18 protein-coding genes and 1 tRNA gene are annotated in these 23,650 nt (G+C 68.3%); 11 read left to right on the forward strand and 8 right to left on the reverse strand.

Annotation, left to right across the window (positions count from 1 at the left end; genetic code table 11):
* Nucleotides 1-32: 32 nt before the first annotated feature.
* The 5 genes from QZ749_RS02840 to QZ749_RS02860 form a co-directional block, all read right to left on the reverse strand.
* Nucleotides 33-122, reverse strand: a tRNA-Ser gene (locus QZ749_RS02840).
* 98 nt (nt 123-220) lie between these two features.
* On the reverse strand, nt 221-1,516 hold the full coding sequence (gene serS, locus QZ749_RS02845; RefSeq protein ID WP_296943049.1) for a serine--tRNA ligase: 1,296 nt from the start codon (nt 1,514-1,516) through the stop codon (nt 221-223).
* An 87-nt stretch (nt 1,517-1,603) separates the two neighbouring features.
* Nucleotides 1,604-2,920, reverse strand: a complete 1,317-nt coding sequence (locus QZ749_RS02850; protein WP_296943051.1) for a replication-associated recombination protein A — start codon at nt 2,918-2,920, stop codon at nt 1,604-1,606.
* 107 nt (nt 2,921-3,027) lie between these two features.
* Entirely contained in the window at nt 3,028-3,660 is a 633-nt protein-coding gene (gene lolA, locus QZ749_RS02855; protein WP_373896771.1) for an outer membrane lipoprotein chaperone LolA, read from the reverse strand.
* A 108-nt stretch (nt 3,661-3,768) separates the two neighbouring features.
* Complete coding sequence (locus QZ749_RS02860; RefSeq protein ID WP_296943053.1) at nt 3,769-6,423, reverse strand: DNA translocase FtsK; 2,655 nt, start codon at nt 6,421-6,423, stop codon at nt 3,769-3,771.
* A 189-nt stretch (nt 6,424-6,612) separates the two neighbouring features.
* Between QZ749_RS02860 and trxB the strand changes: the two genes are divergently transcribed.
* From trxB to QZ749_RS02880, 4 genes are all read left to right on the forward strand, one after another.
* Complete coding sequence (gene trxB / locus QZ749_RS02865; RefSeq protein WP_296943055.1) at nt 6,613-7,566, forward strand: thioredoxin-disulfide reductase; 954 nt, start codon at nt 6,613-6,615, stop codon at nt 7,564-7,566.
* Nucleotides 7,567-7,624: 58 nt separating this feature from the next.
* A complete protein-coding gene (locus tag QZ749_RS02870) occupies nt 7,625-8,293 on the forward strand; it encodes a Smr/MutS family protein (protein ID WP_307726646.1) in 669 nt (222 codons plus the stop codon).
* Nucleotides 8,294-8,470: 177 nt separating this feature from the next.
* Nucleotides 8,471-10,684: an ATP-binding protein gene (locus QZ749_RS02875; RefSeq protein ID WP_296943059.1), complete on the forward strand. Its 2,214-nt coding sequence runs from the start codon at nt 8,471-8,473 to the stop codon at nt 10,682-10,684.
* Between the two features lie 85 nt (nt 10,685-10,769).
* Nucleotides 10,770-11,375 carry a trimeric intracellular cation channel family protein gene (locus QZ749_RS02880; protein WP_296943061.1) on the forward strand — a complete coding sequence of 202 codons (606 nt, stop codon included), beginning with the start codon at nt 10,770-10,772 and terminating at the stop codon, nt 11,373-11,375.
* Between the two features lie 118 nt (nt 11,376-11,493).
* Here QZ749_RS02880 and QZ749_RS02885 read toward each other — a convergent pair whose 3' ends face one another.
* Nucleotides 11,494-11,832 carry a P-II family nitrogen regulator gene (locus tag QZ749_RS02885; RefSeq protein WP_296943063.1) on the reverse strand — a complete coding sequence of 113 codons (339 nt, stop codon included), beginning with the start codon at nt 11,830-11,832 and terminating at the stop codon, nt 11,494-11,496.
* Nucleotides 11,833-11,861: 29 nt separating this feature from the next.
* Nucleotides 11,862-13,928 carry an NAD(+) synthase gene (locus tag QZ749_RS02890; protein ID WP_296943065.1) on the reverse strand — a complete coding sequence of 689 codons (2,067 nt, stop codon included), beginning with the start codon at nt 13,926-13,928 and terminating at the stop codon, nt 11,862-11,864.
* Between the two features lie 77 nt (nt 13,929-14,005).
* On the opposite strand from QZ749_RS02890, the gene QZ749_RS02895 reads away from it, so the two are divergent.
* Nucleotides 14,006-15,154 (forward strand): GNAT family N-acetyltransferase, encoded by a 1,149-nt coding sequence (locus QZ749_RS02895; RefSeq protein ID WP_296943067.1) that lies wholly within the window; start codon nt 14,006-14,008, stop codon nt 15,152-15,154.
* A gap of 58 nt (nt 15,155-15,212) precedes the next feature.
* Here QZ749_RS02895 and QZ749_RS02900 read toward each other — a convergent pair whose 3' ends face one another.
* A complete protein-coding gene (locus QZ749_RS02900; RefSeq protein WP_296943069.1) occupies nt 15,213-16,124 on the reverse strand; it encodes a LysR family transcriptional regulator in 912 nt (303 codons plus the stop codon).
* Nucleotides 16,125-16,448: 324 nt separating this feature from the next.
* Here QZ749_RS02900 and QZ749_RS02905 point away from each other — a divergent pair, with 324 nt between their 5' ends.
* The 6 genes from QZ749_RS02905 (at nt 16,449) to QZ749_RS02930 (ending at nt 23,650) form a co-directional block, all read left to right on the forward strand.
* Complete coding sequence (locus QZ749_RS02905) at nt 16,449-18,743, forward strand: TonB-dependent receptor (RefSeq protein ID WP_296943071.1); 2,295 nt, start codon at nt 16,449-16,451, stop codon at nt 18,741-18,743.
* 95 nt (nt 18,744-18,838) lie between these two features.
* Nucleotides 18,839-19,735, forward strand: coding sequence for an alpha/beta fold hydrolase (locus QZ749_RS02910; RefSeq protein ID WP_296943073.1), 897 nt, complete (start codon nt 18,839-18,841; stop codon nt 19,733-19,735).
* A 48-nt stretch (nt 19,736-19,783) separates the two neighbouring features.
* Nucleotides 19,784-20,977 (forward strand): substrate-binding domain-containing protein, encoded by a 1,194-nt coding sequence (locus QZ749_RS02915; protein WP_296943075.1) that lies wholly within the window; start codon nt 19,784-19,786, stop codon nt 20,975-20,977.
* 7 nt (nt 20,978-20,984) lie between these two features.
* Entirely contained in the window at nt 20,985-21,770 is a 786-nt protein-coding gene (locus QZ749_RS02920; RefSeq protein ID WP_296943077.1) for an ABC transporter ATP-binding protein, read from the forward strand.
* Nucleotides 21,763-22,488 carry an ABC transporter ATP-binding protein gene (locus tag QZ749_RS02925; RefSeq protein ID WP_296943078.1) on the forward strand — a complete coding sequence of 242 codons (726 nt, stop codon included), beginning with the start codon at nt 21,763-21,765 and terminating at the stop codon, nt 22,486-22,488. Before QZ749_RS02920 ends, QZ749_RS02925 begins: the two co-directional genes overlap by 8 nt.
* Before the next feature lie 142 nt (nt 22,489-22,630).
* Entirely contained in the window at nt 22,631-23,650 is a 1,020-nt protein-coding gene (locus QZ749_RS02930; protein ID WP_296943080.1) for a branched-chain amino acid ABC transporter permease, read from the forward strand.

A 23,650-nucleotide genomic window follows, 5' to 3' on the forward strand; every position in this document is an offset into this window, starting at 1 on the left:
AAGGCTCCCGATGGGAGCCTGTTTTTATTACTTGGCGGAGAGGGTGGGATTCGAACCCACGGTACGGTCACCCGTACGCCTGATTTCGAGTCAGGTACATTCGACCACTCTGCCACCTCTCCGTGTCGCTGGTCGTTTCGTGCGAGGCCGAATTATAGACGGCCTCGCGGAAAAACGGAAGAGCTGATTTATATCAAATCGATACTCTTCCTTTTCTGTTTCAAACAGCCGGGACCAGGCGCTCCAGCCCGCCCATGTACGGACGCAGCACGTCCGGCACGATCACGCTGCCATCAAGCTGCTGGTAGTTCTCCAGCACGGCGACCAGGGTGCGACCCACGGCCAGGCCCGAGCCGTTCAGCGTGTGCAGCAGTTCCGGCTTGCCCTGGGCGTTGCGGAAGCGCGCCTGCATGCGGCGGGCCTGGAAGGCTTCCATGTTCGACAGCGACGAGATCTCGCGGTAAGTGTTCTGCGCCGGCAGCCACACTTCCAGGTCGAAGGTCTTGGCGGCGCCGAACCCCATGTCGCCCGTGCACAGCGCCATCACGCGGTATGGCAGGCCCAGGTTCTTGAGGATCGTCTCGGCCTGGCCGACCATCTCGTCCAGCGCGGCATACGACTGGTCCGGCTGCACGATCTGCACGAGCTCGACCTTGTCGAACTGGTGCTGGCGGATCATCCCGCGGGTGTCGCGGCCGTAGCTGCCCGCTTCCGAGCGGAAGCACGGGGTGTGGGCCGTGATCTTGATCGGCAGGCTGTCCAGCGGCACGATCTCGTCGCGCACCGTGTTGGTCAGCGTCACTTCCGACGTCGGGATCAGGTAGAAGTTCTCGCCCTCGCCTTCGATGCCGCCCTTCTTGACGGCGAACAGGTCTTCGCCGAACTTCGGCAGCTGGCCGGTGCCGTACAGCGAATCGGCATTGACCATGTACGGGGTGTAGCACTCCGTGTAGCCGTGCTGGTCGGTGTGGGTGTCCAGCATGTACTGGGCCAGCGCGCGGTGCAGGCGGGCGATGGGCCCCTTCATGACGGAGAAGCGCGAACCGGTCAGCTTGGTGGCCGTGTCGAAGTCCAGGCCCAGCGGGGCGCCGACGTCAACGTGGTCCTTGACCTCGAAGTCGAACTGGCGCGGCGTGCCGACCTTGCGCACCTCGACGTTGCCCGACTCGTCGGTGCCGACGGGAACCGACTCGTGCGGCAGGTTCGGGATCACCTGCATGAACGCGGCCATCTTGTCCTGGACGGCCGCCAGCGCGGCCTCGTTGGCCTTGAGCTCGTCGCCGATGCCGGCCACTTCCGCCATCACGGCGCTCGTGTCTTCACCCTTGCCCTTGAGCATGCCGATCTGCTTGGACAGCGAATTGCGCTTGCCCTGCAGCTCCTCGGTGCGGGTCTGGATCTGCTTGCGCTCGGCTTCGAGGGCGTTGAAACCGGCCACGTCGAGCTGGTACTTGCGGCCGGCGAGGCGCGCTGCGACGGTGTCGATGTCCTTGCGGAGGAGTTGGATGTCTATCATTGTCGGGCCAGTGCCATGTTATGGATATCGAAAGCGCAATTGTACCAAGCCGACAGCGGTTTTCGGGCATTCGCCCCGCCCGTCGCTTCACTCCCCGGCGCCGCCTTCGCCCGCCTCCGCATCCAGGCTGCGCAGCCATGCCAGCTTCTCGGCGATCTTGCTTTCCACGCCGCGCGGCACCGGCTGGTACCAGCGCGGCTCCGGCATCCCGTCCGGCAGGTAGGTCTCGCCGGCCGCATACGCGTTCGGCTCGTCGTGCGCATAGCGGTAGGCGTGGCCGTAGCCCAGTTCCTTCATCAGCTTGGTCGGCGCATTGCGCAGGTGGACCGGCACCTCGCGCGACTTGTCCTTGCGCACGAAGGCCATGGCCGCGTTGAAGGCGTTGTAGCCCGCATTGCTCTTGGCCGCGATGGCCAGGTAGATGACGGCCTGGCCCAGCGCCAGCTCGCCTTCCGGCGAACCGAGACGCTCGTAGGTCGCGACGGCGTCGTTCGCCACCGTCAGCGCGCGCGGGTCGGCCAGGCCGATGTCTTCCCAGGCCATGCGCACGATGCGCCGGCCCAGGTACTTCGGATCGGCGCCGCCGTCGAGCATGCGGCAGAACCAGTACAGCGCGGCGTCCGGATGCGAGCCGCGCACCGACTTGTGCAGGGCCGAGATCTGGTCGTAGAAATTGTCGCCGCCCTTGTCGAAGCGGCGCGCGTTCAGCGTCAGCGCGTTCTCGACGAATTCGCCGGTGATGCGCGTCACGCCCGCGGTATCGGCCGAGGTCTTGGTCTGTTCCAGCAGGTTGAGGAAGCGGCGCGCGTCGCCGTCGGCATAGCCGACCAGCGTCTGCACCGCGACCTCGTCGAACTGCAGGTGCTGCAGCACGCGCCCGCGCGCGCGCTCGAGCAGCTGGCGCATCTCGTCGTCGTCCAGCGCCTTGAGCACGTAGACCTGGGAACGCGACAGCAGCGCCGAATTGACCTCGAACGACGGGTTCTCGGTGGTCGCGCCGATCAGCGTGACGAGGCCCGACTCGACGAAGGGCAGCAGGGCGTCCTGCTGCGACTTGTTGAAGCGGTGGATCTCGTCGATGAACAGGATCGTGTGCTTGCCGCCGGCCAGGTAGTGCTCGGCCTGCTCGATGGCGGCGCGGATGTCCTTCACGCCGGACAGCACGGCGGACAGCGCGATGAACTCGCAGTCGAAGGCGTTCGCCGTCAGGCGCGCCAGCGTGGTCTTGCCCACGCCCGGCGGGCCCCACAGGATCATCGAATGGGGCCGCCCGGACTTGAAGACCAGGTTCAGCGGCTTGCCCTCGCCCAGCAGGTGGCTCTGGCCGATCACCTCGCCGATGGTCTTCGGGCGCAGCGCCTCGGCCAGCGGGGCGGCGGGTTCGGTCTTGAACAGGTCATCCACGGGCGGCTCCGTGATCGCGGGGGATCGTGTCGTTCTTCATCTGGCTCATATGGCGCCCTTGCGTCGAAAGCGCAAGTGTAGCCGATGAGCGCGCGCCGCCGCGTGGCTTACTGCGCGACGACCTCGGCGCCCTTGGGCACCTCGAACCTGAACTGCTGCGCGCCCAGCGACGGATTGCGCTGGAAGCTGGTGAACTTCAGCACCGTGGTCTGGCCGAAGTTGTCCTTCAGCTCCATCGCCTGCGGCACGCCGTCCTTCAGGCCGATGGCGATCTGCTCGAAGGTCGTGTCCTTCGCCTTCGGCGTGGCGTTCAGCCATTCGAGGCCGTCGCGCGCGCCCGCCTCGGACAGCGTGAAGTTCTTTTCCAGGTCGTTGGAGCCGAACAGGATCGCGGCCGGCGAGCTGCCCAGCGCATTGCCCAGCTTGCGCGAGGTGACCTGGTTCAGGTCCTTGTCGTAGATGTACATCGTCTCGCCGTCGGCCTGGAGCAGCTGCTCGAACGGTTTCTGGTAGGTCCAGATGAACTTGCCCGGACGAGCGAACACGAAGGTGCCGCTCGAGATCGCGGTGGCCTTGGCCGTGTTGGACTTGCGGATCTGCGTCTGGGTGAATTCGCCGCGGGCGGACTTGGTGCCGGCGACGAAGGCCTTGAACTGGTCGAGGGCGGCGGCGGACGCGCTGCCGCACAGGGCCAGGGTGGATGCGGCGATCAGGGTGGCGAATGCAAACTTCATCTTCATCGATCATTTCCTTGTAGGGTGGACGGCTTTGCCGTCCACGCGTTCAACACACGGCGCCGTTCGCGTGCGCGACGGATCCACCGGCGCGTATCGCCTGCCGTGCGGGCGTCACTCGGCGCTCGCGGTCGGCACGAGGATGTCGCGGTTGCCGTTCGACTGCATCGGCGACACCAGGCCACTCTGTTCCATCTGCTCGATCAGGCGCGCCGCGCGGTTGTAGCCGATGCGCAGGTGGCGCTGCACCAGCGAGATCGAGGCCTTGCGGTTCTTGAGCACGACCTGCACCGCCTGGTCGTACATGGCGTCGGACTCGCCGCCGCCCTCGCCCGCCGCGGCCGCGCCGTCGGCGCCGCCCTCCTCGGCCACGCCGCCTTCGAGGATGCCCTCAATATAATTCGGCTCGCCGGTTTCCTGCAGGTGTTTTACAACCCGATGCACTTCGTCGTCCGACACGAACGCGCCGTGCACGCGCACCGGCAGGCCGGTGCCCGGCGGCATGTACAGCATGTCGCCCATGCCCAGCAGGGTTTCCGCGCCCATCTGGTCGAGGATGGTGCGCGAGTCGATCTTGCTCGACACCTGGAACGCGATGCGGGTCGGGATGTTGGCCTTGATCAGGCCCGTGATCACGTCCACGGACGGGCGCTGCGTCGCCAGGATCAGGTGGATGCCGGCCGCGCGCGCCTTCTGCGCGATGCGGGCGATCAGTTCCTCGACCTTCTTGCCGACCACCATCATCAGGTCGGCCAGCTCGTCGATGATGATGACGATCGTCGGCAGCTTTTCCAGCGGCTCGGGGTTGTCCGGCACGATCGAGAAGGGATTCGGGATGTGCTCCTCGCGCTTGGCCGCCTCCGCGATCTTGCCGTTGTAGCCGGCCAGGTTGCGCACGCCCAGCTTCGACATCAGCTTGTAGCGGCGCTCCATCTCGTTCACCGCCCAGTTCAGCGCGTGGCCGGCCTGGCGCATGTCGGTGACCACCGGCGCCAGCAGGTGCGGGATGCCCTCGTACACCGACATCTCCAGCATCTTCGGGTCGATCAGGATCAGGCGCACGTCGGCCGGGTCGGCCTTGTACAGCAGCGACAGGATGGTGGCGTTGATGCCCACCGATTTACCGGAACCGGTGGTGCCCGCGACCAGCAGGTGCGGCATCTTGGCCAGGTCGGCCACCACCGGCTTGCCGGCGATGTCCTTGCCCAGCGCGACCGTCAGGCTCGACGCGCTGTCGGCATACACCTTCGAGCCGACGATCTCGGTCAGGCGCACGATCTGGCGCTTCGGGTTGGGCAGCTCCAGCGCCATGTAGTTCTTGCCCGGGATGGTCTCGACCACCCGGATCGACGTCAGCGACAGCGAACGGGCCAGGTCGCGCGCCAGGTTGACGATCTGGCTGCCCTTCACGCCCGTCGCCGGCTCGATCTCGTAGCGGGTGACCACCGGGCCCGGGTACGCGGCCACGACCTTGGCTTCGACGCCGAAGTCGGACAGCTTCTTCTCGATCAGGCGGCTGGTGAATTCGAGCGTGTCGATGGCCACCGACTCCTGGACCGGCGGCGCGTCGTCCAGCAGCCCCAGCGGCGGCAGCGTGGAATCGCCGTGCACCTCGAACAGGTGCGACTGGCGCTCCTTCTCGGCGCGCTCGGAGCGCGGCACGCTGACCATCTGCGGTTCGATCTTGATCGCGGGCGGCGCCGTGGCGGCCGCGGACGCCGGCGGCCTGGCCGCGGGTGCCGTCTGCGCCATCGTGGCGACGCCGGCCGGCAGGTCGTCGTCCTCGTCCGGCACCGGGGCCGACGCGAACGCCGGCGCGTCGGCGCCGGACGCCGGCTCCAGGCGCGGCGCCTCGTCCTTCGGCTCGGCCTTGCCCTTGACCCTGGCCTTCACCTTGGCCAGGAAACCGGCCCGGGCGGGTTGCGGTTCCGCGAAGGCGTCGCCGCCGTCCTCGTCCCCGGCCATGCGCGGCTCGTGCTTGAGGATCGGGGCCGTGCCGTGCTTTTCCACGTACTTGGCGCGCTCGTGCACGACCACCTCGTCGCGCTGGTGCGCGGCAGCCTCGCCCTGGCGGCGGTCCTCGCGGTCCTCGTAGCGCAGGCGGAACCAGCCGGCGGTCGTCTCGACCGATTCGCCGATGCGCTCGGCCACGGCCAGCCAGGACACCTGGAAGTACCAGGAAAAGCCCAGGCCGAACAGCAGCAGCAGCAACAGGGTGGCGCCGGTGAAGCCGAAGGCGGTGTGGGCCGAATGGCCGATCAGCTGGCCCAGCACCCCGCCGGCCGAGCGCGGCAACTCGACCTTCAGCGACCACATGCGCAGGAATTCGAGGCCGACGCTACCGGCCAGCATCAGGGCGAAGCCGATCCAGCGGATCACGATCTCTCCCTCGTGCTCCGGTTCCTGGACGGGCTCCTCGCCCTTCATGAAGCGGCTGTGCAGGCGCCGGTACCCCTTCCAGACGGCGCGCGAGAAGCACACGCACAGCCACCAGGCGGAAAAGCCGAAGATGAACAGCAGCAGGTCGGCCAGCCAGGCGCCGGCGCGGCCGCCCAGGTTGGCGACGTGCGCCACGGCGTTCTCGTGCGACCAGCCCGGATCGGCCTTGTTATAGCTGAGCAGGATGAGGACGAAATACAACAATGCGACGGCCGTGACCAGCCAGCGCGCCTCCGACAACAGGCGCACGAGCCGGTTCGGCATCGGCTGGCGCGGCGGACGCGGCTTGTGGGTATAGGTCGAACCGGTCGTTGAACTATTCTTGCTCATTGCGGATTGAAACACGTACTGCCGGGGTGGGATCCCCCAAAGATGCCCATTCTAAGCGATATACGGCCGGGGCGGCCCACGATTCATGCTTGGCTGCATCATCGACTATAATCCTCCGTTCGTCTCCCCTTGATTCCCGTGCTGCCCGGCCCCACTTTCCGGGCATCATTCCATAGAAGAAGTGCATACATGACTACTCGCAAACACGCCAAAGTCCTGATCCTCGGCTCGGGCCCCGCCGGCTACAGCGCCGCCGTCTACGCCGCGCGCGCCAATCTCCAGCCGATGCTGGTGACCGGCGTCGAACAGGGCGGCCAGCTGATGACCACGACCGACGTCGAGAACTGGCCGGGCGACCCGCTGGGCGTCCAGGGTCCGGAGCTGATGCAGCGCCTGCTGCAGCACGCCGAGCGTTTCAATACCGAGATCGTGTTCGACCACATCCACACCACCTACCTGAACGAAAAGCCGATCCGCCTGGTGGGCGATTCGCACGAATTCACCTGCGACGCCCTGATCATCGCCACCGGCGCCTCGGCCCAGTACCTGGGCCTGCCGACCGAGCAGGAGTTCATGGGCCGTGGCGTGTCGGCCTGCGCGACCTGCGACGGCTTCTTCTACCGCAACCAGGAAGTGGCGGTCATCGGCGGCGGCAATACCGCGGTCGAGGAAGCGCTGTACCTGTCCAACATCGCCACCAAGGTGACGCTGATCCACCGCCGCGACAAGTTCCGCGCCGAGCCGATCCTGGTCGACCGCCTGATGGGCAAGGTCGCCGAAGGCAAGATCGTGCTGGAGCTGAACCGCACGCTGGACGAGGTCGTCGGCGACCAGAGCGGCGTGACCGGCCTGCGCCTGAAGGCGACCGAAGGCGACGACGTCAAGGAGATCAAGGTGCACGGCCTGTTCGTGGCGATCGGCCACAAGCCGAACACCGGCATCTTCGAGGGCCAGCTGGAAATGCACAACGGCTACATCAAGACCCGCAGCGGCACCGAAGGCATGGCCACGGCCACCAGCGTGGCGGGCGTGTTCGCGGCCGGCGACGTGCAGGACCACGTGTATCGCCAGGCGATCACGTCCTCGGGCTCGGGCTGCATGGCGGCGCTGGATGCGCAGCGCTATCTCGAGGCGCTGGAGTAATCCCGGCATCCGGTGCGCACGGGGTGCGCACCCTACCGAATCGACGACCGCGATGGCGATGAAAGAGTTTTCGGATCTGAAGTCCTTGCGCGACCGGCTCAAGGAAGAGGAACGGCTGCGCGCCATCGAGAAGGCCGAGCGCGAGCAGCGCGAGCGCATCGCGCGCGAGCACGCGGTCGAGTTCCGCGGCGCCGTCAAGGACGTCGTCAAGATGAAGGAGTCGGACCGCTACGTCTGGCGTCCGGCGCAGGAAGCCGAACTGCGCGCGGCGAAGGCCGCGCCGGCGCGGCCGCGCACGGCCGCGGAGGAAACCGCGGCGGTGCTGCGCGAATCGATGCTGTCCGACCAGTTCGACGTCGACGGCCTGCTCGACGAGGAGCCGACGCTGAGCTGGTCGGCGCCGGGCGTGGGCCCGGACGTCGTCAAGCGCCTGCGCAAGCGCTACTGGCCGGTCGAGGACGAACTCGACCTGCACGGCCTCAAGCGCGACGATGCGCGCCGCCACGTCGACGCCTACCTGCGCAAGTCGAGCAAGCGCGGCGTGCGCTGCGTGCGCATCATCCACGGCGTCGGCCATGGCTCGGCGGGCGGCGAGCCGGTGCTGCGCGGCATGCTGCACAGCTGGCTGGTGCAGACGGCGGACGTGATCGCGTTTTGCGTGGCCGGCCGGACCGATGGCGGGCATGGCGCGCTGATCGTTCTCCTGCGTCCCGCGCTGGAGGATTGAATTCATCATTTCATCGCTGGCGTGAGAAGGGCTGTACCAAATCAACACAGCAATTCATGCATAGTTGACAAAATATTTCCCATGATTTGACGAAAGCGGTAAGATGCGAACATCATGGTGCCAGGGACACGTGTCAAATAGGGGAACGATCGAGTGAAGTCCAGCATGCCAGTGCAAATGGCGAAGCCGCCACAGGTTGACCTCGACAATTGCGCGGATGAACCGATCCACATTCCGGGCGCCGTGCAGCCGCATGGCGCGCTCGTGTTCCTGGGCGCCGACGGCCGCACCCAGGGCTGGAGCGCCAACATCGCGCGCATCCTCGAACGCCCGCCGCAGCTGGGCGTGCCCTTCGCCGAACTCGGCCTGCCCGACGGCGTCAACGACCTGGTGACCGAATGCATCGACGCCATCGAAGGCGGCGAGGCGCCGGCCATGTTCGGCGCGATCGACCTGCTCGGCGCCGAATACGATTGCGTCGTGCATGCCCACCTGGGCCGCGTGCTGGTCGAGTTCGAGGCACGCGACGTCAGCACCGACGAGGTCGCCCTGTTCGCCATCAAGGCCCACAATTCCATCGACCGCCTGCGCCGCCAGAAAGGCATCGAGGCGCTGCTCGACGCCGCCGTGCGCCAGGTGCGCGAATTCACCGGCTTCGACCGCGTGATGGCCTACCGCTTCCGCAGCGACGACAGCGGCGACGTGGTAGCGGAAGCGGTGCGCGAGGACCTGGTGCCCTACCGCGGCCAGCGCTACCCGGCCGGCGACATCCCGGCGCAGGCGCGCCGCCTGTACACGATCAACACGCTGCGCATGATCGTCGACATGACCTACGACGCCGTGCCGCTGCTGGGCGCACCGGACGCCGCGCCGCTCGACATGAGCTTCGCCGTGCTGCGCAGCGTCTCGCCGATCCACGTCGAATACCTGCAGAACATGGGCGTGGCCGCCTCGATGAGCGTGTCCATCGTCATCAACGGCCGCCTGTGGGGCCTGATCGCCTGCCACCACATGACGCCCAAGCGGGTGCCCTACTCGGTGCGCCTGGCGGCCGACGTGCTGGCCCAGGTGCTGGCCTCGACCGTGCAGAGCATCGAGTCGCGCAACGAGGCGCGCCTGGTCGAACGCGCCGCCAAGATGCGCACCAGCCTGGTCGAATCGCTGCTGCTGGAAGAGGATCCGCTCGAAGCGCTGGTCGAGCACGGCGACGCCCTGCTCGACTCGACCAATGCCCAGGGCCTGATCGTGACCCAGTTCGGGCGCGTGGTGTGCCGCGGCGTCGACCAGGCGACGGGCGAAGCCATCGTGGCGGCGCTGCCGCAGGCCGCCAGCGACCTGCTGGAATACGATTGCGTGCGCGCCTGGCCGCAGGACGTCCAGCCCTCGCTGGGCAAGTGGGCCGGCATGCTCGGCCTGCCGTTCGACATGCCCAGCAGCGGCTGGTGCCTGCTGCTGCGCACCGAGCAGATCGAGCACGTGGCCTGGGGCGGCAAGCCCGACAAGCTCGAGCGGGTCGGCCCGCTGGGCGAGCGCCTGACCCCGCGCGGCTCCTTCGAGGCCTGGCACGAGACCGTGCGCGGCTGCAGCCATCCGTGGGAAGACGGCATCCTGACCCATGCCCGCATGCTGCTGGGCGAACTGGCGCGCGTGTCGAACGCGCGCCGCGCCCAGACCGAGACCATGCGCGCCCAGCTGCTGGCGATGCTGGGCCACGACCTGCGCGATCCGCTCCATTCGATCAACATGGCGGGCATGGTGCTGGAAAAGACGTCCGGCACCGACAACAAGGGCACGCTGGGCCGGCGCATCCAGTCGTCCAGCAACCGCATGCAGCGCATGATCGGCCAGGTGCTCGACATGAGCCGCATCGAGCGCGGCCTGCACCTGGGCGTCGGCGCCGAGCGCGTCGACCTGGCCGCGCTGACCGAGGACATGGTCGAGGAAGCGCGCCTGGCCTACCCCACCATCGTGTACGACCTGCACACGATCGGCCCGGCCTTCGTGATGGGCGACGGCGGCCGCCTGGGCCAGGTGGTCTCGAACCTGCTGTCGAACGCGCGCCACCACGGCCAGCCCAACCAGCCGATCCTGATCCGCGTGATGCTGGCCCCGGACCAGGCGGTGCTGGAAATCGCGAACGCCGGCGCGCCGATCCCGCCCGACACCGAGGCCGCGCTGTTCAACCCGTTCAAGCGCAGTTCGATGAACAACCCGCGCAACCGCACCGGCATGGGCCTGGGCCTGTACATCGCGCAGCAGATCGTGCGCGAACACAGCGGCGAGATCGCCTACCGCCACGTGCCCGATCCGGACCAGGAATGCGGACGCGTGGTGTTCGCCGTGCACCTGCCGCTGGCGGACGCCCAGCCGGCGCTGCCGCCGCAATCCTGACCGTTCGGCCGGGGCGCCCCCAGGCCCCCTTACGCTGCCGGGTCCGCCATGTTAGGCTTATGGCATCGCGACAACCGGCAGCCGCATGCATCTCATCACCTTCATCGAAGTCATGGCGATCCTGGTGGGCGCGTTCTCGGGATTCATCGAAGCGCGGCGCAAGCGCATGGACCTGGTGGGCGTGTTCACCGTCGCCTTCATCGCGGCCTTCGGCGGCGGCACGCTGCGCGACATCCTGCTCGACAAGCGGCCGCTGTTCTGGGTGATCCACCAGGAGTACGCGATCCTGATCTTCGTGCTGGCCCTGGTGGCCGCGCCCCTGATCCGCACGCTGCGCCACGTGGTGTCGGAGCGCCTGATCGTGATCGCCGACGCCGTCGGCCTGGGGCTGTTCTCGGTGGCCGGCGTGTCGTCGGCGCTGGATGCGCACATGCCCCTGTTCATCGCCTCGATGATGGGCGTCATCACCGGCATCTTCGGCGGCGTGCTGCGCGACATCGTCTGCAACGAGGTGCCGATGGTGTTCAGGGACGGCAAGCCGTACGCGATCTGCGCGTTCGTCGGCAACTGGATCTTCCTGCTGCTGGGGATCTACGGCGCCCCGCACGATTTCGCGCTGTGGTCGAGCGCGCTGTTCATCACGGTGTCGCGCCTGCTGGCGTGGAAGTTCGACTTGCGGATGGGGCGCTGACGGCGCCCCGGAAATGCCCTCGTCGCCCCGGCGCAGGCCGGGGCCCGAGTTGCACGCACATCGACTGCGCCGGCAAGAATTGGGTCCCGGCCTGCGCCGGGACGACGCAGGGGTACGCTCAGACCGCGTCCGGTCCCGTCTCCCCGGTGCGGATGCGGATCACCTGCTCCACGTCCTGCACGAAGATCTTGCCGTCGCCGATCTTGCCGGTGCGCGCCGCCTTGATGATGGCGTCCACCACCTGCTCGGCCATGCCGTCGTCGACCACCACCTCGATCTTCACCTTGGGCAGGAAGTCGACCACGTACTCGGCGCCGCGGTACAGCTCCGTATGGCCCTTCTGGCGGCCGAAGCCCTTGACTTCGGTGACCGTCAGGCCGGTCACGTTGACTTCGGCGAGCGCCTCGCGCACTTCGTCCAGCTTGAACGGCTTGATCACGCAGGTAATCTGTTTCATGTCGTTTCTCCTTCAGGTTGTTGTCGTGTTCAGTCGGGGATCCGGGCCAGCGCGTCCATCCAGACCACGGCTTCCGAATCGCTCGGCGCGCGCCAGTCGCCGCGCGGCGACAGCGAGCCGCCGTTGCCGACCTTCGGGCCGTTCGGCACGCAGGAGCGCTTGAACTGGCTGGTCTTGAAGAAGCGCCACAGGAAGGTGCCCAGGTGCTTCTTGATCGTGGCCAGGTCGTATTCGTTGCGCGCCGGGCTGCCGCCTTCCGGCCAGGGCCCCACGGCGCGGTCGCGCCAGGCCGAATACGCCAGGAAGGCGATCTTCGGCGGCGCGAAGCCGTAGCGCAGCGTGTAATACAGGTTGAAGTCCTGCAGCTCGTAGGGACCGATGAAATGCTCGGTCACCTGGGCCGGCTTGCCCTCCTCCTTGCCGGTGCCGGTCTTGCCCGGCACCAGTTCCGGGCTGATCTCGGTTTCCAGCACCGCGATCAGGACGCTCGACCCGCCGTCGTCGCCCAGCTGCTTCGTGTCCGCGACCCAGCGCACCAGGTGCGAGATCAGCGTCTTGGGCACGCTGGCGTTGACGTTGTAGTGCGACATGTGGTCGCCCACGCCATAGGTGCACCAGCCGAGCGCCAGTTCCGAGAGATCCCCGGTGCCGATCACGATGGCATGGTGGTGGTTGGCCAGGCGGAACAGGTGGCTGGTGCGCTCGCCCGCCTGCACGTTCTCGAACGTGACGTCGTACTGTTCCTGCCCGTCGGCGTACGGGTGGCCGAGGTCCTTGAGCATCTGGATGCAGCTCGGGCGGATGTCGATCTCGTGGGCCGTGCAGCCGACCACCCGCATCAGCTGGCGCGCCTGTTCCAGCGTGCGCTCGCTGGTGGCGAAGCCGGGCATCGTGTAGGCCAGGATGTTCGTGCGCGGCAGGCCCAGGCGGTCCATCGCCTTGGCGCAGACCAGCAGCGCGTGCGTGGAATCGAGGCCGCCCGAGATACCGATCACGACCTTCTGGTGGCCCGACGCCTGCAGGCGCTGCAGCAGCGCCTGCACCTGGATGTTGTAGACCTCGGTGCAGCGCTCGTCGCGGCGGCGGCCGTCGGCGGGCACGTAGGGGAAGCGCTCGACGGTGCGCGCGAGCGGCAGGTCGCGCGCCAAGGGCAGCGGCACGGCGCAGCGCTGGACCCGGAACCGCGCCACCTCGTCGGCATGGCGGCGCACCGACTGCGCGAACGTGGTCGCGTGCATGCGCTCGGTGGACAGGCGCTCCAGGTCGACGTCGCCGTAGATGATGTGGGAATCGTCGCGGAAGCGTTCCGACTGCGCCAGCAGGTCGCCCTTCTCGTAGATCAGCGACTGGCCGTCCCAGGCCATGTCGGTGGTCGACTCGCCCAGGCCGGCCGACGTGTACAGGTAGGCCGCCAGGCAGCGCGCCGACTGCTGGCCGACGAGCTGGTGGCGGTAGCCGCTCTTGCCCACCACGACGTTCGAGGCCGACAGGTTCACCAGCACGGTGGCGCCGGCCAGCGCGGCGAACGAGGACGGCGGCACCGGCACCCAGACGTCCTCGCAGATCTCGACGTGGAAGCGCAGCAGCGGCTGGTCTTCCAGCTCGAACAGCTGGTCCGGGCCGAACGGGACGCGCTGGCCCAGCAGGTCGATTTCCGTCGCGGCCGTGTTCTCGGACGGGTTGAACTGCCGCATTTCGTAAAATTCGCCATAATTGGGCAGGAAGCTCTTCGGCACGGCGCCGAGGATGCGTCCGCCCGCGACCACGACGGCGCAGTTGAACAGCACATGGTTCACGCGCAGCGGCAGGCCGACGACGAGCGCCAGCGGCAGCGTGCGCGACGCCTCGACCACCTCGCCCAGCGCGGCCACGACGGCGTCGAGCAGGGCGCGCTGGTGGAACAGGTCGTCGCAGGTGTAGGCCGACAGCCCCAGTTCCGGGAAGGCGGCCAGCACGGCGCCGGCGTCGGCGGCCTGGCGCGCCAGGCGGATCGTCTCGCGCGCGTTGAAGGCCGGGTCGGCCACGCGGCAGCGCGGGCTGGCCACGGCCACGCGGGCGAAATCGTGAGAATAGAGGTTGAAGAATTGCTTATCCATCGTGGCTCTTTCGCCGGCAAGCGCAGCATGTCCGTCCGGAACCGCCCCGCTCACCAAGTCATTGTACGGAAGTCATCTTGAATTATCGCACGCATATCGCTTCTTCCTTGTCCGATATCGGGCCGGAAGCCTGGGACGGCCTGGTCGCGCTGCAGGACGATCCGACCCCCTTCCTGTCGTACGCCTTCCTGCACGCGCTGCACGCCTCCGGCAGCGCCGCGCCCGAGACCGGCTGGCAGCCGCAATTCATCGTCCTGTACGAGGACGATGGCGGCGGCGAGCGGCTGGCCGCCGCCCTGCCCCTGTACGTCAAGGGGCACTCCTACGGCGAATACGTGTTCGACTGGGCCTGGGCCGACGCCTATGCGCGCAACGGGCTGGCGTACTACCCCAAGCTGCTCTGCGCGATCCCGTTCACGCCCGTCAGCGGCGCGCGCCTGCTGGCCCGCGACGACGCGGCGCGCGCCGCGCTGCTGGACGTGCTGCTGTCGGTGCAGCAGGCCAGCGAGGTCTCGTCGACCCACGTGCTGTTCCCGCCCGAGGCCGAGGCGCGCCGGCTGGCCGGCGCCGGCTTCCTGCTGCGCAGCGGCGTGCAGTTCCACTGGGAGAATCCCGGCTACGCCAGCTTCGAGGACTTCCTCGCCACGCTGGAGCAGAAAAAACGCAAGAACATCCGCGCCGAGCGGCGCAAGGTGCGCGAGGCCGGCGTGGCGCTGCGCCGGGTGCGCGGTCGCGATGCGACCGACGACGACTGGCGCTTCTTCACGCGCTGCTACCGCCGCACCTATGCCGAGCACCATTCCAGCCCCTACCTGAACCTGGACTTCTTCCGCCGCATCGGGCGCGCCATGCCGGACAACCTGCTGCTGGTGCTGGCCGAGCGCGACGGCGCGCCGATCGCGGCCGCGCTGGTCGTGTACGACGCCACGACGCTGTACGGCCGCTACTGGGGCGCGCTGGAACACGTCCCCTGCCTGCACTTCGAGACCGCCTACTACCAGCCGCTCGAGTTCTGCATCGAGCAGGGCATCCGGACCTTCGAGGGCGGCGCCCAGGGCGAGCACAAGATGGCGCGCGGCTTCCTGCCGACGCGCACGTGGTCGGCGCACTGGCTCAGGCACCCGTCGTTCGCCGACGCGGTCGAGCGCTTCCTCGAACGCGAGGCGGGCGGGATCGACGACTACATCGACGAGTTGAACGACCGCAGCCCGTTCAAGTCGGCGTAGGCGGCGACCGCCGGATGCCGCGCCATCCCGGGTCGCGTAACCGGCGAAGCCGTCCGCCCTACGGCGCCTCGCCGGCGTGCCACCACAGCCGCGGATTGTTGTCCGCCAGCTCGCGCAGCAGGTTCCACACCAGCTTCACGCGCCGCAGGCGGTACAGGTCGGTCGGCGCCGCCAGCCAGAACGAGCGCTCGGCATAAAAGCCCGGCAGCACCGGCACCAGGCGGCCGTCGTCCGGCACCGCGTACGGCGGCGCCATCATCAGGCCCATGCCCAGCGCCGCCGCCTCGATCTGGCCGGTCATGCCGGAACAGCACAGGCGGCGCCGCGGCGTGAAGCCGAGTTCCTTCATGTAGGACAGCTCGCGGCTGGCCAGCCGGTCCTGCACGTAGTCGACGAAGTCGTGTCCCTCGAGGTCGGCCTGGCTGCGGATCGGCGCATGCCTGGCCAGGTACGTCGGGGAGGCGTACAGGTAGAAGCGGAACGAGGCCAGGCGCGTGACCATGTAGCGCCCGGTCGACGGCGGGTCCAGCATCACGCCGAGGTCGGCCTCGCGGTTGGCCAGGTTGGCGAAACTGGGCAGCGCCAGCAGGTCGATCGACAGGTCCGGGTGGTCCTCGAACAGCCGGACCAGCAGCGGCGCCACCACGCGCACCCCGAACACTTCGGGCACGCCCAGCCGCACCACCCCGTGCGCGGCCACCTCGGCGCCGCCCAGCTGCTCGGCGGCGGCCAGCGCCGCGCCTTCCATCGCCTCGGCATGGGGCAGCAGGGCCTGGCCCATTTCCGTCAGTTCGTAGCCTTCGCGCGAGCGGTCGAACAGGGTGGCGCCGAGCTGCTGCTCGAGGCGGTCGATGCGGCGCGCCACCGTGGTGTGCTCGACGTCCAGGCGGCGCGAGGCGCCGGACAGCGTGCCGGCGCGCGCCAGCTCCAGGAAGAAACGCAGGTCGGTCCATTCGGGCAGGCTGTTCATCCGGTATCCCGTTGTTCGATATCAAGATGACATATTGTGCACTAGTGCACAGTGCGGCTGCAACGTTTTCGGGACGACGCGCGCCGGTCCGCGGCACATGCACCGCGGATGCACCACGGACGCACGCAGGCACTGCGCCGCCCCGTCAGGTCACCCCGTCCGCAGCGCCGCCGCCGGCACCGTCGCGGTGCGTATTGATGTGCATTTTTGCACACCGTGTGGGCGCGGTGTTGTCTATTCAGTCAAATTCATCCGAGGCACACTGCGATGCGTGCGAAAAAAACACCCCAACGCATAACACCACAACAATATCTGGAGACACCCATGCGCGTTAGCAAGAACAAACTTGCGCTGCTGAACCATTCCGCAGTCGCCCTCCTCGCCCTGTCCGGCGCCGCCCCCGCAGTGCACGCCCAGGAAGTCGCCGGCGCGCCGGCCGCGCCGGCCGCCACGACGGCGACGGCGGCCGACGACAACCTCGAGCGCGTCGTCGTGACGGCGCGCCGGCGCCAGGAGTCGCTGCAGGACGTGCCGGTGTCGGTGACGGCGTTCAGCGCCGACCAGCTCTCCAAGCAGGGCATCCCGGACGTGGTGGCGCTCACCAACACGCTGCCGAACACCACGCTGAAGGCGTCGCGCGCCACCAACACCACGCTGACCGCCTTCATCCGCGGCGTCGGCCAGGCCGACCCGCTGGCCGGCTTCGAGTCCGGCGTCGGCATCTACCTCGACGACATCTACCTGGCCCGCCCGCAGGGCGCGGTGGCCGACATCTACGACGTCGAGCGCATCGAGGTATTGCGCGGGCCGCAAGGCACGCTGTACGGCCGCAACACCATCGGCGGCGCCGTCAAGTACGTGACCCGCAAGCTGGCCCCGCAGACCGACGTGCGCCTCAAGGGCACGCTGGGCAACTACAAGGAACGCAACGGCGTCATCACCGCCAGCACCCCGGTCAACGACCAGCTGCGCGTCGGCGCCACGCTGGCCCGCTTCAAGCACGACGGCTACGGCCGCAACCTGTTCAACGGCGCCCCCAACTACGACAAGGACCTGAGCGCCGCGCGCGTCTCGGCCGAATGGCAGCCCACGCCCGACCTGTGGGTGCGCGTGGCCGGCGACATCACCCAGGACGACTCGCATCCCAAGAACGGCCACCGCCTGATCGTCGGCCGCACCAGCGGCGCGCCGATCCTCGACAACGTCTACGACACCCAGGCCGAGATGATGACGGCCCTCGGCCACGAGCAGGACGTGCGCCAGCACGGCGTCTCGGCCACGGTCGAGTGGACCATCGACCCGACGCTGACCTTCAAGTCGATCACCGCCCAGCGCCGCGACCGCTCGTGGGCGCCGATCGACTTCGACGCGCTGCCGGTGGTCGACATGGAGGTGCCCGCGCTGTACACCAACAAGCAGTTCAGCCAGGAATTCAACCTCACCTACACCGGGCCGAAGATCCAGGGCGTGGCCGGCGTCTACTACATCGACGCCAACGCCTACAACAAGTTCGACACCATCCTGGCCGGTGCCGTCGCCACCAGCACCTTCACCAGCGGCGACATCGACACGAAAGCCTGGGCCGTGTACGCCGACGGCAGCTACAACCTGACCGACGCCTGGCAGCTCTCGGTGGGCGGCCGCTACACCTCGGACGAACGCAAGGCCGACATCTACCGCCAGATCTACCTGGGCGCGGCCGGCTCGCCCGAGATGGGCAATCCGGGCGCGATCCTGTTCCGCACCGACACCGACCTGCGCGACCTGGAACGCACCGACAAGAAATTCACCCCGCGCATCGCCCTCAACTGGAAGGCCAGCGCCGACCAGAACGTGTACGCGTCGTGGTCCAAGGGCTTCAAGGGCGGCGGCTTCGACCCGCGCCTGAACGTGGTCGGCACCAGGATCTCGCAGGCCCAGGCGCGCGCCGGCTACAAGCCCGAGACCATCGCCACCACCGAGCTGGGCCTGAAGTCCTCGTTCAACGGCGGCCGCATCACCACCAATACCGCGATCTTCCACAGCGACTACAAGGACGTGCAGATCCCGGGCTCGGTGGCGATCGACACCAACGGCGACGGCCGCGACGACAGCTTCGCCGGCCTGACCACCAACGCCGGCAAGGCCACCATCAAGGGCTTCGAGTTCGAGGCCGTGGCCCACGTCACCAGCAACTTCAGCCTGGCCGGCATGTACAGCTACATCGACGCCAAGTACGACGAATACATCGTCGCCGGCGTCAACGTGGCGAGCCAGCGCGTGTTCCAGAACACCCCGCGCAACTCGGGCAACCTGCGCGCCACCTACGAATGGCCGCTGCCGCTGGGCGGCTACAACGGCCGCCTGGCGCTGATCGGCTCGGCCACCTACCGCGGCGCCACCAACCAGTTCGAGACGGTGTCGGTGCTGGACCAGGAATCGTACAAGCTGTACGACGCCAGCGTCGTCTGGACCCGCGCCGACGGCAGGATCCGCGCCGGCATCCACGGCAAGAACCTCTCGGACAAGCACTACAAGACCGCCGGCTACCTGTTCCCGACCCTCGGCAACGAGGGCACGCTGACCGCCTTCTACGGCGCGCCGCGCACGGTGCAGGCGACGGTGGAATACCGCTTCTGACGCCCGGCGCGTCATCGCACGGCGGACCGCGCGGCGTTCACGCACCGCGCCGGTCCGCCCTACCCCAGCCCCCAGATCGACAGGATATCGCCAGCGTGTCCCCATTCACCTCCATCCGTTATACCGGCAGCGACGGCCTGGCGCTGCAGGCGCGCGACTACGCGCCCACCGCGGCCGCGCCTGCCGGCATGGCCGCCGCCCCCGGGCGCCTGCCGGTCGTCTGTATCCACGGCCTGACCCGCAACGCGGCCGACTTCGACGAGTTCGCGCCGATCGTCGCCGGCCTCGGACGGCGCGTGCTGGCCCCGGACGTGCGCGGCCGCGGCGACTCGGCGCGCGACGCCAACCCGGACAACTACAACACGCAGGTCTACGCCGACGACGTCGAGCGCCTGCTGGCGCAGCTCGGCATCGGCCGCGCCATCTTCGTCGGCACCTCGATGGGCGGCCTGATCACGATGACGCTGGCCGGCCGCAACCTCGACCTGATCGCCGCCGCCGTCCTGAACGACATCGGCCCCGTGATCTCGCACAAGGGCCTGGCGCGCATCGCCGGCTACGTGGGCCGCCAGGCCGCGCCCGCGTCCTGGGACGAGGCGGCCGCCCACATGCAGGCCCTGAACGCATGCGCGTTTCCGGACAACGATCCGGCCGAGTGGGCCAAGTGGGCGCGCCGCGCCTTCGCCCCGGACGCGGCCGGCCGGCTGGCGCCGCGCTACGACCCGGGCATTGCCAAGGCCATGCAAACCGGTAAACTCAGGACCACCTCGCCGGCCCTGCGCAAGGCGTTTCGCCGCCTGGCGCACGAACGCCCCGTGCTGCTGGTGCGCGGCGCGCTGTCCGACCTGGTCGAACCGCGCCAGGCCGCCTGGATGCGGCGCGCGGCGCCCGCCATGCAGTACGCCGAGGTACCGGGCGTCGGCCACGCGCCGATGCTGACCGAGCCGGCCGCGCTGGAGGCGGTCGTCCGCTTCCTGGCCGAACAACCCTGACGCCAGCAGTACAGCGCAGGACACAGAACACAGCGTAAAGGAGACACCATGCACACCATCAAACCCATCGCCGCGGTCCTGCTGGCCGCCTTCGCCGCCGGCGCCGGCGGCAGCGCCTTCGCCGCGCCCGACATCAAGGTCGCCCTCATCGCCGGCAAGACCGGCCAGCTCGAAGCCTATGCCAAGGAGACCGAGGTCGGCTTCATGATGGGCCTGGAATACCTCACCGGCGGCAAGATGGAAATCAACGGCCGCAAGATCAAGGTGATCGTCAAGGACGACCAGGGCAAGCCGGACCTGGGCCGCACGCTGCTGGCCGAGGCCTACGGCGACGACAAGGTCGACCTGGCGGTCGGCACGACGTCGTCCGGCTCGGCGCTGGCGATGCTGCCGGTCGCCAAGGAATACAAGAAGGTGCTGATCGTCGAGCCGGCCGTGGCCGACGAGATCACCGGCGCCAAGTGGAACAAGTACATCTTCCGCACCGCGCGCAGCTCGATGCAGGACGCGCTGGCCGCGGCGTCCACGCTCAAGAGCGGCAGCGTGGCCTTCCTGGCGCAGGACTACGCCTTCGGGCGCGACGCCATCAAGGCCGGCAAGGAAGCGCTGGCCGCCACCGGCAGCAAGGTCAAGGTCGTGCACGAGGAATACGCGCCGGCCGCGTCGACCGACTTCACCGCCCCGACCCAGCGCCTGTTCGACGCCCTGAAGGACAAGCCGCAGCCGCGCATCCTGTCGATCGTCTGGGCCGGCCCGAACCCGATGAACAAGATCGCCGACATGCAGCCGGGCCGCTACGGCATCGCGCTGGCGCCGGGCGGCAACCTGCTGCCGGTCATGAAGACCTGGAAGGCCTACGCCGGCACCGAGGGCACCATCTTCTATTACTACGGCTTCCCGAAGAACAAGATGAACGACTGGTTCGTGGCCGAGCACATGAAGCGCTACAAGGCCCCGCCCGACATGTTCACGGCCGGCGGCATGGCGGCCGCGGGCGCCGTCGTGGCGGCGCTGACCAAGGTCCCGTCGGCCAACAGCGAGCAGCTGGTCGCGGCGATGGAAGGCATGAACTTCGAGACGCCCAAGGGAGTGATGACGTTCCGCAAGGAAGACCACCAGGCGCTGCAGCCGATGTACCACTTCCGCATCAAGAAGGACCAGAAGAACGAATGGGACCTGCTGGAACTGGTGCGCGAGATTCCGGCGTCGGAACTGCCGCTGCCGGTGAAGAACAAGCGCTGACCGCACGATGCACGCATCTTCGCATCGCACCCCGGCGCAGCCGTCGCTGTCCACCCGCGACCTGACGATCCGCTTCGGCGGCCACGTCGCGGTGAACGCGGTGACGGCCGACTTCTACCCGGGCACGCTGACGGTCATCGTCGGCCCGAACGGCGCCGGCAAGACCACCTACTTCAACCTGGTGTCGGGCCAGCTCGCGGCCACGTCCGGCCAGGTGTTCCTGGACGGCCGCGACGTGACCCGCCACGGCCCGGCGCGCCGCACCCGCATGGGCGTCGGCCGCGCCTTCCAGCTCACCAACCTGTTCCCGCACCTGAGCGTGATGGAAAACGTGCGCCTGGCCGTGCAGAGCCGCGCCGGCATCGGCATGCGCATGCTGTCGGTCTGGTCGGCGCACCGCGACGTCATCGCGCGCGCCGAGCACTACCTGGAGCGCGTGGCCATGATGGACAAGCGCGACGCCTGGGTCGGCACCCTGTCGCACGGCGACCAGCGCAAGCTGGAAGTGGCGATCCTGCTGGCGCTCGAACCCGCGATCCTGATGTTCGACGAACCCACCGCCGGCATGAGCGTGGACGAGGTGCCGGTGGTGCTCGACCTGATCCACCAGGTCAAGGCCGAGCGCCAGCGCACGGTGCTGCTGGTCGAGCACAAGACGGACGTGGTGCGCGCGCTGGCCGACCGCATCGTCGTGCTGCACAACGGCACGCTGGTGGCCGACGGCGAGCCGGCCGCGGTCATGCAGTCGAAGATCGTGCAGGAAGCCTATCTCGGGGTACCGGAACATGCATGAACCCATCCTGACCCTGTCCGGCGTGCACACGCACATCGGCCAGTACCACATCCTGCAGGGCGTCGACCTGGCCGTGCCGCGCGGCGGCCTGGCCGTCCTGCTGGGCCGCAACGGCGCCGGCAAGACCACCACGCTGCGCACCATCATGGGCCTGTGGAAGGCCAGCGCCGGCAGCATCGTGTTCGACGGCCGCGACATCACCAACCTGTCCACGCCCGACATCGCGCGCGCCGGCATCGCCTACGTCCCGGAGAGCATGGCCGTGTTCTCGGAACTGACGGTGCGCGAGAACCTGTATCTCGCGGCGCGCGACGGCCCGCTCGACCAGGCGCGCGTCGACTGGATCTGCGGCTTCTTCCCCGCCCTGAAGAAATTCTGGAACACCCCGGCGGGGAACCTGTCCGGCGGCCAGAAGCAGATGGTGGCGATCGCCCGCGCGATCGTCGCGCCGCGCAAGCTGCTGCTGGTGGACGAGCCGACCAAGGGCCTGGCCCCGGCCATCGTGCAGAGCCTGATGATGGCGTTCCGCGAACTCAAGGACACCAGCACGACGATCCTGCTGGTCGAGCAGAACTTCAACTTCGTGCGCACGCTGGGCGACGGCGTGGCGGTGATGGACGACGGCCGCGTCGTGCACGCGGGTACGATGCGCGACCTGGCCGACGACGCCGCGCTGCAGCAGCGCCTGCTGGGGCTGTCGCTCGATGCGCACCAATGACGAGGACGTCCGCGTCATGCCGGCATGCGATGCGCACCCCACGGGCTCCGGCAAACACCGGGGTCAGAGCCCTCGGAAATCAACACCGGGCTCCGACCCCTACGCAGGAACCCAGCGGACCCTAGATACAAGGAATGAAAGAATGAGTGCCACTTTACCCATCACCCAGGCCGACGCGCCCCTGCCGGCGGCCCGGCGCGACGTCGCGCCGCTGCTGCTGGTGCCGGCGGTCGCGCTGGCCGTACTGCCCTTCGTCAGCCTGCCCACCTGGGTCACGCTGACCGTCGCCGGCCTGGCCATGGGCATGATGATCTTCATCATGGCCAGCGGCCTGACCCTCGTGTTCGGCCTGATGAGCGTGCTGAACTTCGGCCACGGCGCCTTCATCTCGGTCGGGGCCTTTTCCGCCACCCTGGTGCTGCTGCCGATGCGCGGCTGGCTCGAGATGGATTCGCTGGCCGCCAACCTCGGCGTGCTGGGCCTGGCCATGACGGTCGCGATGGTCGTCACCGCGCTGCTCGGCTGGGCGTTCGAGCGCATCGTCATCATGCCGGTCTACGGCCAGCACCTCAAGCAGATCCTGATCACGATGGGCGGCATGATCGTGTCGGAACAGCTGATCAACGTGATCTGGGGCGCCGAGCAGATCGCGCTGCCGATGCCGACGGCGCTGCGCGGCGCCATCTTCCTGGGCGACGCCGCCGTCGAGAAATACCGGCTGCTCGCCGTCGTCGTCGGGCTGGTGGTGTTCGCCGCCATGTTCCTCACGCTGAACCGCACCCGCATCGGCCTCCTGATCCGCGCCGGCGTCGAGAACGGCGAGATGGTCGAGGCGATGGGCTACCGCATCCGCCGCCTGTTCGTCGGCGTGTTCGCGGCCGGCTCGGCGCTGGCCGGCCTGGGCGGCGCCATGTGGGGCCTGTACAAGGAAAACCTGGTGGCGCACATGGGCAGCGAGGTGACGGTGATGGTGTTCATCGTCATCATCATCGGCGGCCTGGGGTCGGTCGGCGGCTGCTTCATCGGCGCGCTGCTGATGGCGCTGATCGCCAACTACGCCGGCTTCCTGGCGCCGAAGTTCGCGCTGGTGTCGAACATCGTGCTGATGATCGCCATCCTGCTGTGGCGCCCGGCCGGCCTGTACGTGAAAGGACGCAACTAG

The sequence above is a fragment of the uncultured Massilia sp. genome (genome assembly GCF_913773735.1).
Taxonomy (GTDB): domain Bacteria; phylum Pseudomonadota; class Gammaproteobacteria; order Burkholderiales; family Burkholderiaceae_D; genus Telluria.